At 59.8% G+C, this 20,683-nt stretch carries 1 protein-coding gene; it reads right to left on the minus strand.

Annotation, left to right across the window (positions count from 1 at the left end; genetic code table 11):
• Window positions 1-73: 73 nt before the first annotated feature.
• Window positions 74-20,455, minus strand: a complete 20,382-nt coding sequence (locus tag RIG82_07345; protein ID MEQ9460748.1) for a hypothetical protein — start codon at window positions 20,453-20,455, stop codon at window positions 74-76.
• Window positions 20,456-20,683: the final 228 nt, after the last annotated feature.

Raw genomic sequence — 20,683 nt, forward strand, 5'->3', positions numbered from 1 at the left:
TGGTCTGAGAAAGGAAAACGGGCGGGAATCGTGGGTGATTCCCGCCCGTGGCGAACAAAGTTGAGATTTCGGTTTAGGCGAGGGATCGGAGGAGCATATCGACGGTGTCGATGTCACCGACGGGGAACTCAAAGGGGCTCAGTGTTGATGTGCCAAAACGCAGACTTTCGCCCACAAGCGCATCACTTGGGATGAAGGGGCCCGCTGACATGAGGTGCAATGGGCTGGTGTTGGAGTTGTTTAGAGTCAGCGGGTTGTTGTCCGGGTCATCACTCAGGAGGCCTGCTACCGAGTGGTTGTGACCGAGAATATGGCCGAGTTCGTGGGCTGCAACATTTGCGAAAGCATTCGCGTACTCGTTGTAGGCTTGGTTTGTTGTCGTGGCTTGACTGAGGCCTATGAAGTTTTCTGCAAAGATAATGGCGCGATCAGTTTTGTCCATGTTCAGGCTGTCGAGCTGCTCGGCGCGTCCGAGTGTTCCGGGGTCTCCAAGGTTAGTAAATCCGAAGAACAGCTCTGAGTAGGCGATATCCAGACCGGCGGCACTCGGATCAGTGAGCGTGAAGTAGACGCCGGAGCTTGCTGACAGGAATGGCGTAAAGTCCGTTCCGAGCAATCCAACGTTTAGTGTGGGAGTAACCGCGCCGTCAAAGATTCTGGCTCCGGTCGGTATCGCTTCATAAATATCAACGATGCGGCTAATGATCTCGATCATCAGGTCATCTGTGCGGCCTGACAGGCGAGCATCGATGATCCCTGCATCGAATGTTATTAGCTCTGCGGTCGTGCCAAAGATATTAAATACGGTGTCGCCCTCAAAGTTCAGGTAGACCAACTGCTTGGGGCTGTTGAACCCGAGCAAGTTGCCGTTTTCGCCGATGAAGTTGCTGACGTAGTCGATGGTTTGCTGCTGGAGACTTGGTGTCAGATTGAGGAGGTTCACATCGGTGGATGCCCGGACCAACTCGATCTCGTAGACCGAGGTGCTATCGACTGCGGCTACGGCGATGAAGTATTCACCCGATTCGGACAGCTCCACACCGGCCGTATAGCGTCCGTTGATCGTGTCGGGGATATTGCTGCGGGTGATGACCTGTTCGTAGGTGTCATCGCTCTGGTCGAGGGTGCCCTGGGTATCGCGGTAGAAGAGGCCGACCTGGGCTTCGCCGTCGAAGACGGTGACGTCGAGGCTGAGAAACTCAAAGGCGTTAGCCTGGAAGGAGAAGATATCGACATCGCCAAGATTCTCGAACGCACTGGTGACGGAGGCGGCGGGGGTGTTGAGGCCGATCCCGCTGGCGAGGGTTCCGTAGTTGGCTCCGGGGAAGAAGTCGTTGGCGACATCGAAGCCATTGAGCTGGACGACGGAGCTGCCGCCGCCTTCGACGCCGTCAAAGTTGGCATCGAGGATCGTCCCGCTGACGTCTTCGCCGAACTCGGCGGTTCCGTCGTTGTTCGGATCGCGTTCGATGGAGCGGAGTCCGGAGCGGTCGAGGATGGTGGTATCGGAGAGGCTGCCGGAGAGGATGATTTCTACCGGGTTGGTCGTGGCCGTATCGAAGCCGTCAGGTTTAACGATCTCGACACGGGTGCGGCTTTGGCCCTGGTCATCGAGTTCGCGGAAGACCCGGAGTTCGATGCCGTTGCCGCCATCGAGGATGGCTCCGGTGACACTATCGACGATGGCGATGCTGCCGCGGACATCGTCGAGGTCGAGCAGGTCGCCATCGTTATTGGTGTCCTGCGCGAGAACGAGGCTAGAGGTCAGAATCTCTTCATTGAAGGTAATGAAGGCGGTGGTGAAGGTGAGGGCACCCGAGGGGAGCGTGGCGAGGTCTTCGAAGCCGATATCAACGACGGTGGGTGCGTTGTGGGCGTCGGTGTACTCGCGGGTGATCAGGAGGTTTGTGCCGGTTCCGGTGAGGCGGTCGATATCGCCTGCGGCGGCCACGATGGAGGCCTGTGATGATCCGGCGCCTGCTCCAAAGACACGACCGAAGCTGATCTGGCCGATCCCGCTGGCGAGCAGTCCGCCTGCCTCTGCGGAATCGACGGGGGATAGATCGTTGAGGTTCTGGCCGAGGAGGGTGTCGTTCCCGGTGTAGGCCCGGAGGTCGGTGGGGATGCCGGAGCCGTTGTCGATGCTGGGCAGGACGCCAGCGACGATGGCACTGCGGACGTAATCGCCACGGATCGAGGCGCGGTCAAGTGTTCCGCCAAAGATCTGGTCATCGGCGGTGTTGTAGATGCCGTCCATACCGATCCAGACGCCTGCGGAGAGCAGGCCGTTTCTCATGTCACCGCTGATAGAGACGTTGCCCAGGTTGGTTCCGGCGAGGAAGGTTCCGCCATCGATCTCGCCGAAGCGAGCGGAGCGGACGGCCCCGCTGGTGGCGATGAGTCCGGCGTGTGTTCCTCGGAGGGAGATGTTGGAGGCGTCGCCGTGGATGATCACGGTGCTTCCGGAGGCCGTTGCGCTGGTGGTGAAGCTGGAGAGATCGCCGGTGATTTCGATGCTGGCGGCTGCGCCGAGATCATCGAGCCGTAGCGAGCGGGCTTCGCTCAGGATCAGGTTGCCATTGAAGGTGCCGGAGAAGGTAGCGCTGCCGAGGGAGTCGACGCGGACGCTGGAGAGTGAACCGGCGGCACCGGACACACGCAGCGAGCCGAGGTCGGGGGTGACGATCTCGCCAGCAAAGGAACCGGCGATGCTGACACTGCGGATGCTGTCGCCTGCGGAGATGGACCCGCTGAGCATCGAGCCTCGGAGATTGACGGAGCTGATGTCTTCGCCAGCACGGAGTCCGCCGGTGAAGTTTCCGCTGTTCTGGTTGAAGGTTCGGATGGACGTATTGGATTCGATGAGCCCGGCGAAGTTTCCGCTGGCGGTGACGGTACCGATGGTGTTGCCGGTAGCGAAGATTCGGCCATCGAAGTCGTTATCGATCGAGATGCTGCCGAAGGAGTCGGCCTGGACCCGATCGATCCCGGCTGCTCCGGCGATGATGGGTACGATCTCGCCGGAGGTATTCGAGGCATTCATCGTGGAGCTTGCGGCGTCGTAGTTGAGGCTGGTGATGCTGGCCGGATCGACGGAGCCTGCGGGCATGAGGCCCGTGGCGAGGGCAGCATCGAGTGTGCCGTCGCCATTGGTATCTGTCAGTTGGATGGAGACGAGTCGTCCACGAGTGGCATCAAGGCCGACGAGGGTATTGAGCGTTTCGTCAAACTCGATGGCGGAGATGCTGAGCTGCTGGCCGTTGCTCTGGTCGGTCACTACGCCGAGGTCTGCGATCTGCTGGCCGGTGATGGGATCGATCTGGAGGAGGCGTCCATCGTCGGTGGCCACGAAGAGGTCGCCTTGGCCGGGCCCGACGCCGAGGCTGTTGAAGGACAGGCTGACGCCTGTGCCATTGATCGCGGCGGCACGACTGAAGTTGCCGTTGGTGGGATCGACGGTGCCCACTGCGGTTCCGAAACCGGAGGAGACGAGGAGCTGAGCGTTATCGTTGACAAGGTTGCCATCGGTATCGGTCAGGTCGAAGGCGTAGAACTCGGTGCCGTAGCGTCCACCGGACGGATCAACGAAGAAGCCTTCGAGGCCCTGGCTGATGCTGTTGTCGAGGAGGGTTGCATCGGCTGCTGAGTTGAGGGTGGTATCGACGGTGAGGACGCTTCCTGCGGTTGGGTCGTAGGCGAACAGTCGTCCGTTGATATCGAAGCCGATGCCCTCGATATCGGTATCGGTGGCGGCGACTTGAATGAGCGAGCCGCCGAGGCCAGCGTTGGCGATGCTTCGATCAACAGGGCTGATGGTGATCAGTCGGTCGGTGTCGGCGTTCACACTGGCGGTTGTGAACTGATCGGAGTTGTCTGACGCAACGGCGAAGATTCGGCCATCGGGATGCACGGCGAAACCGTTGATGGCGACCGGTCCGGCACCGAGGCTGAACTGGTTGCTGAAGGCGGGGGCCGTGTTGTCTTGGATGAGCAGGGCGCTGGTGACCAGTTCATTGAGGCCAGCAACGAGGATGTCTGGGTTGGAGATGGTGGCGGTCAGATCGCCAGTGGCGTTGACGGCATCGAGGACATCTTGCAGTGTGAGTGCTGCGGTGAGGTCGATGACGTCGGTCAAGCCCGAGCGGGTCGTATAGGTCATCAACCGGTTGAAGTTGGCAGTAATGCCGAGGTCGCTCAGGAGGTCGGTGCCCTGCGCGGCGAGGCGGATGTCACGGCCCTGGAGGATTGAGTTTTCTGAGTTATCGCGATCAACGCCGAGGGTGCCGTCCGAGAAGGCTATGCCGAGGAGTGTTGCGGCATCAGAAGCGCCAGCATCTGCGGCGGCGGTCACGTTGGTGGCATTGGTGTCGTCGAAAATGGTGAGGTCTTCGAGAATGACGCCGCGGAGGTCAGTGCTGAGTCGAGCGTCTACGACATCAAAACCAGCGATGCCAGTGGTCGCGGTTTCAATGAAGGCTAAAGCTTCATTCAGCGTTATGACGCCGTTTCCATCGCTGTCGGCTTGAGCACTATCCAGATCGATGCCGATCTGTCCGTTGCCATTCACGGTCGAATCCAGCAGCGTAATTGTCAGATCATCAGCACCGCCGCCATCGGTCGTGATACCGAGGTCCACAAAGATGTCTTCATTCCCTGTCAAGGGCTGACGGAGGTCACGCCCGAGGATGAAGCCGACGCTCGAGTTCCCGTCTCGGAGGGCGTCGTTATCGGTGGTTGCGAGTCCGAGTTGGCTGGCGAGTACTCCGCCGAGGTTCTGGAGGGGGAGGTTGACCGTACTGATGTTGCCGTTGACGTCGGTGGTCATCCGCCGGATCGTCACGCGGCTGTCGGCATCGGTGTCGCTGAGATCAAGGACACCGATTGCCTGGCCCTGGAGGCTCGAAGCAAGACCCCCCAGACCGTCGGCATCGTTGACGATGGCGAGGAGCTGACCTTCGGGTGTGAAGGCGAGGGCCTCGATGTTGCCCCGGTAAAGAACACCGTTGCTGTTCTCTATGGCACCGAGAGTCGTGGCCTGACCGGTGACGGGGTTGACACGGACGAGAGTGTCGTTGCCGCCATTAAGGCGAACGACGCCGAAGATGTCGCCCTGAGCGCTGGCAGCCATGGCCTGGACGCTGAGAGACTGGAATGAGTTGGGGCTGAAGAGGTTTCCAACGAGAGCGGTGGGGTTGAGGTCGAGTGACTGGGCGAGTGCGTAGAGGTTGACCCCATCGGAATCGAGCCCAAGGATCTGGCTGCGGATCGCCGAAAGCAGGGTGTTTGCTACGGAAGCGCCAGGCACGGCATTGCCGACGATCACGCCGTTCGCGGTGCCATCGCTGTCGCCAACGGCACCGTCCGTGGTACTGAGATTCGCGACCAGTCCAAGGTCGATGGCGGTGTTGGATTCGAGCGGGTCACCATTGACGTCGGTGCGGAGGACCGAGAAGGCACTGCCGCCAGCGGTATTGTCAGTGAGGATTAACTGGCCGTCGCTGTTGAGCGATGCGGTGACCAGACCTGACTGAACGACGGTGCGGACGCCATCAGAGTCAACATTGAAGCGAACGGCCTGAGCGTTGATGGCATCGACGACTTCCTGAAGGGTGGTCGTGCCCTGGAGGTTGATCTCGATCGCAGATCCGCCATCGCGGAGGAGAATACGGAAGTCGATCCCACGGTCGATGCTGATGCCAAGGTCTGGCCCGATGAGGGTATCGGTGGCATCGAGCTTGGCGACCAGTTCGCCGCCGAGGATGCTGCCGTCGACCGCGGCATCGCCGTCTGCGGGCCCGCCATCGGTGGCAAGGATGCCGAGTTCGGTTGCGGGGGTACCGGAGAGGTTGACGACGCTGAAGGTTCCAGCACCTGCGGTGTTGTCAGTGAGTTGGAGTCGGTCGTTGCCATCGATGGTGACGGACACATCACCCGAGGTCTGTGACTGGATGGCGTCGATGACGTCGCCGATTGTCAGTGCTTCAGATAGATCGACGACGCGGTTGCTGCCATCCTGAAGGTTGATGCGAATCTCTTCGGCTCCGGTGCCGGAGAGTCCGACCAGTGACATGCGTGTGGACGACACGAACACGCTGGTGCCGGTGATCGTTCCGTTGTTGAGGTTATCAATATCGCCAGCCCCGCCATCGCTGGCTTCGAGTCCGAGTTGAGCCAGAGCGTTGCCTGTGTCGGTGGCAGCCGTGAAGATGCGGAAGGCGTTGGCCCCTGCAGAGGTATCGATCACGTTGAGCCGGCCATCAAGCCCGATCGAAGCGGAGAGATTAGCGATGCCGTTGAAAGCGGCGAGCAGGTCAGCCACGCTGGTGTCGGCGGAGAGGTTCAGGTTATTGGTGGTGGCACCATCAGCTTGGACAATACTAATCGTTGTGCCGGACAGGTCGATACCGAAGGTAGACAGAGCGACGTTCGCAGAATCGGCCTCATAGAGACTAAGCCCCACGATGACACCATCGGCTGCTGTGTTGCCATCTTCGTCGCCAAGACCGCCGTCAACAGCCTCAAAGCCGAGGTCTGCGGCGGGAGAGCCAGCCGAGTCGGTCACCTGGAAGGTCGCCACGCCTGATGTATTATCGATTAGAACGATGCGAGCATCGACGCTCAGACGAGCGGTGACATCGCCGCTACCGGCCTCGTTGATCGTGTCGATGATCTGTCCGAGCGTAGTTGCGTCTGAGATATCCACGCTGACGATTACGCCGTTGCGGAGGTCAATGTCGAAGGACTGAGCGCCCGCCAGACTGATGCCTGTGGGTAAGGTCGCCGCGCTGGTGAGGAGCCGGTTACCGAGGATGTCACCATCTTCGGCTGAACCATCGTTGTCGGTTGCGGTACCGTCGGTGCCTGCGATACCAAGGTCGGCCGCGATGGTACTGGCCCCGTTATCCGAGATATCGAAAGTACCGGCACCGGTTGAGCCATCGACGATCTGGAGTCGACCATCGGCGGTGACGCTGAGTGTCAGGCGACCGGACGATCCTATGTTGAGCAGGTTGGCCACCTGAGCGAGCGTCTGGGCAGAAGCAATGTTGATCGAAGTGGATGAACCATCCCGGAAGTCAACATCGATCAGACCCAAAGTGGGGTCGATGCCAAGCGTGCTCAATCGCGTCGATGTCGTGACGATCTTCTGGGCGACGATGACGCCATTGATCAATCCGTCGGTATCGTTAGCGATACCGTCGGTCGCCGCGATTCCCAAGGTGTTTGCGAGTGTGCCCGTGTTGTCACTGATCTGGAAGTCGTTAACTCCGGCGGTGCCATCGATCAGTACGAGTCGTCCGCCAGCACCAAACTGAACGGAGACCTGATTACCCGTGCCCTCGACGATAGAGGTCATGACCTGCTCGAGCGTCCTGGCCTCGGAGAGGTCAATCGTGAAGAGCGAGCCGTTACGGAGCGTTATGTTGATGCTGACGCTGTCATCGTTGTCAATGCCAAGCTCTTCGAGCGTGCTGTTGAGGGTGACAATCGGGGTGATCGGGAGCGTGGTAATGACGCCATCCTGGATTCCTGCGACACCACCCGGCGGCAGGAGTCCAAGAGCCTCACCAGCATCACCGGCGGTCTGCGTGACGGTGAAGGGGTTACCGCCAGCGGTGTTGTCCAGGAGAACTAAACGCCCGCTAGCGTCGATACCAGCGGCGATGCTGCCAGCACCCGCGACTTCGAAGGCATTGAGCGCGTCGTAGAGAGTCGTCACGCCGGTGAGATCGACGTTGACCGTGCTGCCGTCTCTGAGGTTGAGGTCGAGCGTCTGGGTTCCGGTGAAGAGGACACCTGTGGCGACCAGGTCGGCATCTCTGGAGACAAGAGCCGGACCGGTGATGGTGTTATTCGCAGAAGTGTCCAGGTCGGTTGGCCCACCATCGAAGCCGGTGAGGCCGAGTTGAGTCAGGATGGTGCCGTTGATATCGGAAGCACGAAGAACGCCGGTGCCGCCGCCATTATCCGTCAGCGTCAAGAAACGGCTGCCATCGGCTGCGGTGTTCAGAATCAGAAGGAGTCCATTGTTACCCTCGACACCGATGGCTCCCTGGAGATCACCGATTGAATTCAGGACATTGTTGCTCAGGTCGATCTGCCAGCCCGTCGTGCCGTCCCCGAAGTCAAAGCCAAGCACCTCATTGCCTGAGATGCTGATGCCGAGGGTCGAGAGTTGGGTGGCGGTGGTGATGAGGCCGGGGCCAGTGATGCGGGCGTTGGCTGCTGCATCAAGGTCGCCGACACCACCATCGATTCCTTCGATGCCGAGGGCTGAGCCGAGTGTGCCTGCCGAGTCTGCGATGGAGAAGGTGCCGCCACCGGTTGTGTTGTCGAGGGCAACCAATCGGCTGCCGCCAGCGACAAGGACCGTGACGCGCTGGTCGGTCTGAACCGAGATGGCGCGGGCGACATCTTCGAGTGTGGTCAACCCGGTGAGATTGACGACCACGCCGGTGCTTCCGTCCTGAAGATTGATCCCGAGACGCTGAGTCCCTGCGAAGGTCTGGCCCAGCAAGCCTTCGATGCTTGTACCGGTATCGGTTGGGACAATCGCGCGTCCGACGATCCGGTTTCCATCAGCTGAACCTTCGCCAACCCCGCCATCGGTGACGTTCAGGCCGAGCACAGTGATCAGCTGCGAGGTGGGGTCGTCAACGGTGATCTGGAAGGTTCCGCCGCCTGCGGTGTTGTCGGTGAAGACGAGGGCGTTGCCTTCGGCATTGAGCGCTGCGGTCACGAGCGAACCGCCGACAGTATCAAGCAGGATGTTGCCCGCCGCATCGCGCTGTGGATTCCCTGATCCATCTAGCAAGGGTCGGAAGGACTGGTTGTTGACAGCGTCGATCAGGTCCTGGATGTCATGGACATTGGAGAGATTGATGGTGACATCGGCACCAGCATCCTGGAACGAGAGGGTGATCGTCTCGCCGGGATCGATATCAATCCCACTAGCCAGGGTGTCGGTCACATCAACACGAACCGTGGTGGTGCCCGCAACGGTCGTCTGCAGCAGGCCGGTGACACCATCGAAGGTATAGAGCGTATTGCCGGGGGCAAAGGCGAGTTGGGTCACGTTGGCGGACGCGGCGGCGGCAGGAACACCGAAGATCGGCGAGGCGACACTGCCATCGATGTCGAAGCGTCGAACCTCACCACCGATAACGAGATTACCCGCACCAATGTCGTCGATCGCCAGCGAACTGACACCTCCACCGGTCTGGCCTGTCAGGCCTCCCGCGACAGGACTGGCGTATCCACCAAGCGTGAGATTGCGCAGTTCGTATTCAAACCAGAAGTCGGTTGTGCTGGTGCCATCACCGGTGACGGTGCCAGCAAACTCGAAGTTGCTGATCGCTGCGTCGTCATCACTAAGGACTCGCTGGAGCTGCCAGGTGCTGCTGTCTGCGGTGCCATCCAGAATGGAGACCGTGCCTCTGCCGCTGCCACCCGTGATCACGAGGGCATCGATCACGTCATCTGCAGGATTGTCATCGAAGACCTGAACCGTAGCGTCGCCAGTCACGCGGACGATGATCGTTCCACTGGCCCCGGCCACGGTGATGTCTGTACCTGCGCTTGCCGTACCCAGTAGGGTCGCTGGCAGGGCACCGATCGGGCTTCCGGCGAGGCCATCGATATCGGCGACGTTGAAGGTAAAGGTCGCCTGCTGCCCGCCGGGGATGGTGGTGCTGCCAATCGCGGTATCGGCCAGAGCCAGGCTGACGCCGTCGAAGGACCCGCCACGCAGTGAGCCGATCTCGCTCATCCCGCCAGTGATGGATGTGTGCACGTTGCTGTCGTTGGCCGCCGGAGCTCCTATGAGGGTGGTGGCCGTGATATCGAACACGCCGTCATCACCCGGATCAATCCCTGCGGTGATGAAGCTGCTAGAGACACTGCCGCCAATAGATGCAGAGCCAAAATCACCATGTGTTAGGACGCGATCACCAGCGGTTCCCCGTGCTGCATTGCGCTCTGCGGCATTGGCGAGAGCAGAGGCGTCATCCGAGACACCACGGACGGCTGCAACGCCAAAGACGATGCCGGACGAAGCACTGCTGCCCGTCATGTCGCCCGAGAGGCGGAGCGAACCGAACTCTCCTCCAGCTGCCAGGACGGAATCCCCGAGGTCACGAGCCGAGAAGGAGCCAATCTCTCCACGGGTGGCATCCGTGCCCGAAGCCGGATCAAAGATCGTGATCGACTGGGCGGGCACCAGTTGATCGATGCGAAGTGCAATCTCATCAATATCTACTGAAGGGAGGATGCCCGCCTGGACGAAGCTGTTGGTTACATCCTGGCGGATCGAGGCACTGCGGATGTCCTGGCCTGCCGTGAGGACAGCGTCCGACATGGAATCTGCGGAGAAGCGGTTAATCGCACCGGCGGCAAAGAAGTTTCCGGAAGCGGCTCCCCGGATCGAGACATTGGTGGCGTTGCCATCGACAAAGACCAGAGCCTCGGACAGTCGCGCTCCGAGAATCACGCCATCAAGCGCACTATCGAGATCGCCAGCGGCACCATCGGTCGCTACCAACCCAAGGCGGGTCGCCATCTGAGACCCGACAGCATTACTGATCGTGAAGGTGCCGGGGCCAGCGGTGTTGTCGGTCAACTCGAGGGCGTTTCCACCCGCGTCAAGAGCGGCGGTCAGGTTGGCCCCACCAATCGCGTTAATCGCGTCGACTACACCCTGGATAGTGTCTGCGCCAGCGAGGGAGATATTCAGTGTCACGTTGTTCCGGAGGGTGATGGTCAGATCACTCTGCGTTGCCACTGAAACACTCAATGTTTCGAGCACTGTGTCATCTGTGAGGCCAAAACCGATCGATGCACCATCAATGATGCCGTTGCTGGCTCCATCACGATCACCCGCCCCGCCATCCAGGGTATTGATGCCTAGCGCCTGGGCGATGGTGCTGCTGCCAACATCGCTGACCGAGAACGTAGCCCCATTATTTGGTGAGATGTCTGTCAGAATCAGGCCTTCCTGATCCGCATCAATGCCCACCGTAACGAAGGGAACGGTCGATTCGATCGCGTTGATCACATCCTCGATCGTCGTTGCGCCTGCGAGACTCACGGTGATCGGGTCAGTCCCGTCGCGCAACTGAATCTCGATGGAAGAACCCGGTGAGGACTCGATCCCCAGTGCGAGCAGAGTCGTCCCAGCCCCAACCGAACCGACAGGCGCAAAATCACCGCCGACCATGATCGAGGCATCTCCACCAACAAACACTTGACCGGTCAGGTCGTTGCTTACATTCAAGGAGAATCGGCCACCACCATCCTCAACCAGCAGCAGTCCAGCGTGGTCATTGCGCACCTGGACGGAGCCCGCCGAACCAAGCAGAACACTTGCGCCGTTCTGGATGTCAACGCCGATGCTGAATCGACGCGCCTCATCGACGTCGATGACAGCCCCTGTCAACAGCGAGCCATCAATCGAGAAGCTACCCAGTTCACGGGTAGAAAGAAGGCCGCCAAAATCCGACCCGCGAATCGAGAAGTTACCAATAGCACCGGCGTTGGCGATGGCGTCGCCAAGGAAGTCGCCACCACTCACCATGATGCTGCGGATATCGCCGAGGGTCGAGGCGACTGAAGCGTCCGCCAAGACGTCACCCCGTGTTACGCGGAAGCTATTGATGCCCTCGCCAGCCGTAAACCGGACACGCTCCAAGACCGAATCGGTGTTGCCGTCAATGATGCCATCACCAACATGGCCACCGGTAATGCTGACCGTCGACAACATCCCGCCAACGGTGATGTTGGTATCGCCGAATGCCGAGCCAATGATCGTGCCGCCCGCGGTCGTCGCATCGGCACGGACCGTGAATCGGCTAAGGTCACCGCCCACGAACAGCCCGCCACTGAACTGGCCTGAGACATCGAAGGTCCGCAGATCACCAAGCACAACCAGATCGAGCGCGAGATCGGCACCAACGACTCGGCGTCCAACACTGAACGTGCCCAGGTCACCGTTAATAATCAGTTGGTCCGGCTGCGGGCTAAATGCGTTGCGAGCAGCGCCTGCCGACCCATCGATCTGAATCCGAGAGACATCACCATCGATATCCAGACCGCCTTCAACCAGTGAGCCAGCGAGGATCAGGGTGCCCAGCCCACGCCCACGAAGATCAGCGTCATCAACCGTGATCGAGCCCGTCAGGTCGCCGCCGATCTGGATTCTGTTGATGTACGAGGTCGAGCGGACGTCGGCCTGCATATCGCCAGCAACAATCAGCGAGTTGATGGTGCCGGCCGGTCCTGCCGCGTGAATGCTGGAAACCAGATTCGGGTCGATGTTCGGAAGCGAGAGCAGGTTGCCGTCGAATCGCAACGAGCGGATCTCGCCAGCGACTGTCAGGTCAAGACCGACCACATCAGCACCGGGGGTAAAGGTTCCCAACTCGCCCGCAGTGATTGACAGGCCGGCAATCGAAACATCCGACAGAGCGACCGGCATCTGAGTGCTCGGATCAACGCCGAGGCTCAGACCGGCGACGCGTGTGATGTCATGGACCGCCGTCAGCGACGCAGCGGTGCTGGTCAGGTCCAGGCGATTGAGTTTCCCAACGACGTTGATGTAGCTGTAGGCGGGCGTGGTTTGACCAAAGTTATCGATATCTAACAGGATGCCGCCGATGAACGGGAACTGATCGCTCGGGTCCAGGGTTGAGAGGACCTGATAGGCACGGATGCTGCCTGTAACGTCTCTCGATGTCTGAATCACGGACGAATCAATCACGCCTGAAGTGGAAAGGTCTGACGTGCCAGGCGCATCCGGTGTGGTTCCCAGGTACTCGTGCAGGTCGTTGTAGCGGTCAACCTGCAATCCGCTGAACGGGTTGTACAGAAGCCCTGTCGCAGCATCCGCAACGACCGTCTCGCTCTCGCGGGCGATCGTCGAGAAGTCAGTGACAGCGAGTTGCTGTCCACGACCATTGACCAGGATGTTGCCGATGTCGCCCTTCGACGTTACCAACGTCCCAAGCAGGCCGTAACCATCAACACTGATCTGCTGTATCCGGCCCTCGGTGCCCGGCGACCCGATGATGCTGTTGAAGATACCGAAGCCGTTATTGACATCGACCGAGCCGATCCGGCCAGACTGGATCGTCGAACCGATGATCCCACCGGTGCCGTTGATCACGATACGGCCAATCCCCTCCTCCAGTTGCTCGCCAAGCGGGATGCCCGACACACCACGCGGGTTATCCAGTGATTCACCGTTCCCGAGACCGGTGCCCACCTGAAGCAACTCTTCAAACTGCAGCGTCGCAGCCGGAATATCGTCTGTGATGATGTCAGCACCGCTGATCACCGAATCGCCGGTGAGCACAATGCGGCCGATCGCGTTCGACGCGTAGATGTCGCCATAGATCGCAGCATCGTGACCGATGATCGACCCGATGCTGCCACTGCCAAGGATGATGGCATCGTCACCCTCGAAACGGGGCAGGGCGAACAGGCCCGCACGGGCGAAGCTGCCACTACCGGAGTCAGCGATGCCCTCGCCCACATTCACAGAGTAGATGTTGCCGTTGAGAATATCGCTCGACTGATCGTCCGCAACGAAGAAAGCACCAACAATGCCCTCGAAGACGTCGGGGTTGTCGATGCGGTCGGCGTCAGCAATGACGGTGTTAACGATACCCGTGACGAAGAAGTTGCCCAACGCCTGGTCGCTGCGGACCGTAACAATCGAGCCGCTGACCACACCGGTGCGCGGCTGCGCGGTCACCGTGTAGATCGCGGGATCCACCAACTCATCGCCCAGCACAAAACCCTCAACCGCAGCGGCCGTCGCCTTGGCGGTGCTCAAGCCGATGTTGCCACGCGAACTGAGCAGACCGATGCTGGTCGCCTCGACGTTGACGATCTCGCCGCCGGTGTTGTTCACGATCGACGTAAACTGCCCACGCGTGGCGTCGGTGCCGTTGGGGTCGTCACCGGCCTCATCAAAGCCTATGTAGTAGACATCCACCGGGTTGTTCAGGCCGCCACCGATGTTGACGTAGAGGTCAACCAGGTCTTCCTGGGCCACATCGCCATTAACCGGATCGTTCACGTTCTCGACCAGCACTGCACTGCCATCACCGACCTGATCGTTGAAGAGAACCGGACGCCCGCGACCATTCGCGAAGATCGAGCCCACCTCAGCGGTTGCCCCAGTGCCGTTGCTGTCGCTGGCGATCGAAATCCCGCCAGTGCTCTTGATGTCCACCAGCACCCCGCCACCCGACCCACGGATGCCATAGGTTCGATACGTCAGGAACGCTTCATCCGGGCCGCCGACTGTTCCGTCATCCCCGCCATCGAGCACTTCACCGGTGTCAACCGGCGCCACGGTCAGCACGGCGCCGCTATCGTCGCGGATCGTGTCCTGCTGACCGTTGACCAGGCGGAACTCACCAAAACCAGAGAGCCCGAAGAACTGATCCTGGAAGAGCTCCCCGCCGACACGGATGTAACGGACATTCCCGCCAGGACCGGTGGAGATCTGCGGCCCGCCAAGCTCAGGCGTCCCCATGTTGACGGTCACGTCGATCAGGTCGATGACGCCGTCGCCGTCATTGCTGTTGTCCGCGTTGACGCGAATCGTCGATACAGGAGGGTTAAAATCAAACGGGCCCCCCGAACCATCGCCGCTGAAGGCATCGGCACGAATCACACCGACGCCGCCACCTGTCTCAATGTTGGCGACCAACAGCCCGCCAGCATCAATCGTTTGAAGGTCCTTGCCCGCCACAACACTCAGGAAGGTGAAGCCCGTGACCGCTTCGCGCGCCCGCAACAGACCGATATCCTGGCCGGCAAAAACACCTACCGTAGAATCGCCAATGTAGGTTCCGCCATCATCAATGTATCCCAGCAGCTGGCCATCAATCGAGCGGATCGATCCCTGGTCTGCGGCAAAGGTTGCAACATAAACACGACCCGTATCAGCACGCACGGAACCGATATCACCCTGCAACGAGCGAATGTTGGCGAGCGCTGGAGACAACACACTCACCGGCGGAGCAAATTCAACCGACGAGATGTTCGTCGCCGTGAGCCCGCCGATGCCCAGATTACCCACACCAAAAATCTGCAGGGCGTAATCGACCGCGACAGTATCGCCCCCATCTTCAAACGTGTTGTTGGTTGGCACTGCCACCGCAAACCGGTACTCGCCCGCCGTCTCCGTGGTGAACTGGAAGAGCTGATCAAACTTGCGTACGGAATCCACATGCGAAGTGCTCGTCGCCACAAGGCGGTTATCCGCATCAAAGATACCCAACACCAGACCGGGGCTTACCAGCTGCACCGAGATGGTCTGGCCCGCGAGAAGCCCGAGGCTGTAGTAATCAACGAAGTCTGTATCGTCGATCGCTGATCGAAGCTGCCCGAAGACCCGGACCGCATCGGATCCATCCAACCCGCCACCACGGAGCGAGCCCAATGCCTCAGCAGTCTCGAACGTGTCGTTCGAGAAGCGACCGTCACCCGCGTAGAAGGTCGCGTTGGGATCGGCATCGGGCAGTCGCCAGGCGTTGGTTACAGGGACATCCGAGTCATCGTCGTTCCCCTCGATCTCGGAAAACGCCAGTTCGTCAAAATCAAGCCCGTTGGTGAAGTTGACCGGATTCACCGCGACTAACGTGCCCCAGAAGCCCTCGCCGTCATTGGCTATCAGCAACCGGCCCAGTTTGCCGCCCACCAGGATGTCTGTCGCCGTGTAGAACGTCGGCTGACCCTCGTTATCCACCTCACCCACGCCACCGATAGACGCCGAGGTCACCAGATCACGGATGTCGCCCGCGATAAAGAAATCCTGGTCAAACTGCTGGGCAGCTGAGCCAAACTCAGGAAGCCCCGTAGCGTCCCCCGTGATCAGCCAGCCGACATACAGGGTCTCGATCGACCCGCTGCCGTTGAAGACACCGGTGAGCGTGCCGCCGATCCACAGGTCGCGCAGGTCTTGGCCGACAGCGTCATCGCTCTGGTCGCCAGTCAGCCGGATCAGAGACGCCGACTCAAACGAGGCGCCCTCCTGATTACTCCGCGGGATCGACACCGCGTTCTCGACGCCCAGGAACTCACCCGTCTCCGGGTTGAAGGTGATGGCACCGATACTCGGCCCGAGGCTACCGCTCGGCGTCACCACACTCGTGCCAACCGTCACGAGCGTGAAGTTCACATCGCCCTGAATCACGCCAGCGTTCGGGCTGTTGTCAGCTGGCCCGCCGTCGGTGATGTTGATGCCCAACTGCGCCGCCGCTGTGCCGATCACATCACGAATCTCAAACGTCCCGCCACCCGCCGTGTTGTCCGTCAGGATCAGCGAACTCGATCCACCCCGTTCGATTGTGACATCGCCACCCGTCGAGAACTCGATCAGGTCAATCACGCCCTGAAGCGTGGTCGCCCCGGTCAGGTCCACCACGAAGTTGGTCGTGCCGTCCTGCAGGTCCAGAGCGATCCGCTGGGTGCCAGCTAGGTTGATACCAAGGTTGGACAGGTCGTCGCTGCGGAAACTGTCGACGTTGATATCGACCATCTGCCCCGTGGCCGTGTTGTGGATTCGCAACTGGCCATCCGCAGCGAAGTCCATCGAGCCCACGATGTCCTGAGGCGACAGGCCGCCAATATCCTGAATCAGGCCCGAGCGGAACGCCGAGCCCGAGTTCAGGTCGATCTCAATCAGACTAACACCATCGGGAGAGCCGTTATCGATCACGAACCCATGGCCGGTCGCCGGGTCGATCGCAAAGGCCTGAACCTGTGACACAAAGGCGGCTGCGTCGCCAAACAGCACGCTGATGCCTGTGTTCGAGCTAAAGCTCTGGCCTGCGACACTAAATACATCAGGAACCACGAGAGCACCGACGTCCGTGGTGCTGCCATCGCCTGCAGCGTTATCGTCAATCGACGTTGTCGCCACGCCTCCGTTCACGTCGAACAGGACGTCGACAAAACCAGAGCCCGCCAGGTCCTGAATATTCAGCGTCGTGCCCGCAGACGTTCCGTCATCCACACTCACCGCTGCGCCGGGGGTCAGATTCAGCGTGAAGCTGTCGCTGGCCAGCGCTGTAGCGACATCATCCAGAGTGTCACCCGCCGCAAAGTTGTAGTTGACCGTGACGCCGTCCTGACCGGTGATGCTCAAGTCATTGCCCGCATCAATCACCACCGCATTGCCGCCAGCATCCAGAAGAGCATCCACAGGCGTATCGACACTCACCTGCAGGTTGCCGTTGACGCTGTCGACACGCCCACCCTCGATCCGTGTCTGAGTCCCGGTCGAGTTATTCGCGGTGGTCGAGAACAACTCAAGAGCGCGAGCCGCCTGGTTAGCCTCGGGTGCGCCACCGTTGCCGGTGCCCAGCGTGATCTGAAAAACACTGTTGCCATCAAAGGCCGTGTCATCGGTAAAGACCAGCCGACCCTCGGTATTCGCCGACACCGTCAGCGCGGTACCGATCGTGATTGATGCCGTGGTGTCCTGAACGGTGTTGAGTGCTGCGATGAAATCCGACAGCGTGCTCGCATCGGTCAGAGCCCCGAACGCACCGGCATCGAGGTCAATGTTGAAAGTTGAACCATCGCGCGTCTCGATGATCAGATCAGGGTTGCCCAACCCGTTAGTCAATGCGGTGTTCACGCCACCTGTTAGAAAGAGCGCCTCTCCGGCCGCGTCCTCAATGTCACCCAACGGTGTCCCACCCGCCAGACGGATTCGTAAGTCCTCGAAATTCAAGGACGAGGTAATCGAACCATCAGGCAACTCGCCATTAAACCCCCGATCAAGCCCGTCCTGTGCTCCAAGTCCAAGGACCGTTGCAAGATTCGATGCGTTTAGATCGGTGATCGTCAGCGGGCTGCTGCGATCGATAAACTCAAGTCGAGTAAACAGGCCCTGATTCAAAGCCGCAGGATCATCATTGCCGCCACGGACCTCTAGACCGGTTGTGGTCCCACCCACGTTGTCAGGATCATTATTGAATAGATCAATGAGCGACTGAATCGGGTCGTTGATCAGGTCAATACTGTCAAGATCAACAGATATCACCGTGCCATCACGCAACGTGATCTGTACGTCATCAGCGCCAGTCTGGCCGGTAGCAGGTGGATTCGCCGCTAGCCGCGTGATGGGTGCGGTCCCATCAAACCCGCCGGTGAACTCGCCGTTGGCGTCACGCACAAACTGACCAACCAGAGCAATGCCGCCGCCAGTCCCGGAAGTGTCGTAGATCGCGTAAAGCTCTTCTTGGCCATCGCCATCAAGGTCGGCAAAATCAAGACCCTGGATCCCGGACAACGCCGTGCCCGAGTTCACATCAAACACACCCAACGGCAGGGTTGTGACCTCGCCCGTCGAGAGGTCGACGATCGCCAACTCGTCGCCAGCAATCGCATCACCATTGGCATCCAGCCCATCGATATCAACCACCGCCATGAAGCGGCCATCACTGCTCACGGACGCCTCTTCAATGATGTCTAGGTTGTTCTGGAGCATCGACCCGATCATGGTGCCATCAAAGAAATCCCAAAGAGCCGGCACGATCTGAACGCCGGGCTGCGCTATGCCCCCGTTGTAAAAAGTTGGGTAGGTGATGAGTGTCGGGATGTCACCGTTCGTTGCTGAGGGGAACAGGCCGGGGTTGCCTACGATATTTTCCGGGTCATCACCCTCGGGGCGCAGGATGCTGCCGACGAGAACGCCACCCGATCCGCCCGGCTGACCGAGAACAAACGCCGCCCCGCCTTGCGCTGGCGTCACTAACCAATCGTATGACTCGCTGCCAAACGGATCGAGCTCAATGACGTCCGTCTGGTCAAGGATGTCGTCGGTACGCACCGCCATCCGGATGCGTCCGTTCTCGGCATCACCCTTGACCACGTAAATCATGTACAGATCGGCACCCAACCCCGATTCGGTCGAGGGTCTGAAGCGTTGATCCAAGATGAGCAGGTTGTCGGTCTCGGTATCCGTCGCAAAGAACACACCGCGGTTACCCGTGAACGGGTTGATCGTCGTGGGGTCATAAGACATCCCCTCGATATCACCACCCGACTCGTTATCAGGGTTCCCGTCCGTGGTGACACCCATCACCTGAACCACACCAGCATCGGCCGCGAGGATGTCAAAGCGATAAAGCAGGGCGTCATCACCATCGACCAGGTAGATAAACTGTTCTTCACCCAGCGGGTTGTCACCGAAAAACTCGATGCCCGTCACACCGCTGAGGAACTGGATGTCGCCCGTACCAATCGACTCAGGGAGGATGATCCGCGAAAGGATCGAAGGGGTCGCTCCAGGGATAGCGGGATCGACAAGGCTGACAGCGCCTGAAGCCGGATCAACAAACAACTCCGTCAAGTAGCCGCCTAGGTCACCATCGTCATCATCAACAAACAGCACGAGCTTGGCGCCTGTGCCCGTCCGCTCAAACGCCAGCGAAGAAACAAAGGTGCCCCCCAGCGAGTCGATCAGGCTGGCCGGATCGCTGCCCCCTGGCAACTCCAGATTCAAGACACTCTCGACCGCGTTGGCCGCATCAACCGTAAAGTCGATCGAGAAGAGATGATCACGATCGATCTCGTCGACGTCCGTGGCCTCAACAACAAAATACAACTTGTTGTCGAGCGGATTAAAGTCCGCCGCCCGCACGACCGGCTCAAAGTCCTCAGCATCCACCCCGAACTCACTCAGAATGGTGCCCTCATCGATTCGGGCAATCACCTGATGATTATTGCCGCCCTCGGCGGTATCGATCTGAATCAGGAAGATCGCATTCTGTGTGATGGGCTCCGCGTCTGGATCGGTGGGATCCGGTATTTCCACCTCTCCAGCGATGAAGGCAAACGTCGCGCCTGCGCCGGGGGCGACCCCGCCAAGCAGCGAGGTCCCGCTGATCGTGGCACCCGCTCCAAAACCGACGTCCAGGGTCGCCAACGCTTGCAGATCAAGGTCATCGGGATCAGGAGACGTAAAGTTGGGGACATTCAGATCGTTCCCAATAAACGCCGTGCTGTTCCAGACCGTCGATCCGATCGTACCGTTCAGGCCGCCATTGACAGAGCCAAACGCCCCAGAAACATCGGCACCGTCATCATTGAAAACCGCCACATTCGACGTGTTTCGCCCCGGGATGAGGCTGTTACTCTCGATCAAGCCCGGCAGGTTGCCCAACTCGATCTGGCCGGTCGCCGGGTTGTACTGAGCCGCGATCAACTCAACGATGATGTCGCCATCAAGCTGAACCTCGACCGTGTTGTCAGTCGAATCCACATAAACAAAGGTGTCCCCGCCTACGAGCGTCGTCAGCAGAACGCGAGGCTCCAGCGCTTCAAGCTGCAGCCGCGATGCCGCAGCCGGCTTGGGTTCGCCACCCTTCCCCTTGCCCCCGAACGCCGATCCCCTGTCTAAAGCCGAACGAAGAAGCTTTTTAGGTGAGAACACTTAGACACCTTTCCGTCTGCTGCGAGGCCGCGGGTTGAACGAACTGATCTAAGACTCGATCCATCTCCAGAGAACAGCTTAAATAGTACCGGCGAAGGCGCACTGCACATGGAGAAGGATGGCACGGGTGGAAGATCTCTGGCTGGAGGGCGGTGAACAACAGATGACGCCCCTAAAAAACTCAACCGGCCTTCGCCGACACAGTCGAGGTCAAGGAACCAAGCTAAA

It is taken from the genome of Phycisphaeraceae bacterium (assembly GCA_040222855.1).
Lineage (GTDB): Bacteria > Planctomycetota > Phycisphaerae > Phycisphaerales > Phycisphaeraceae > Mucisphaera.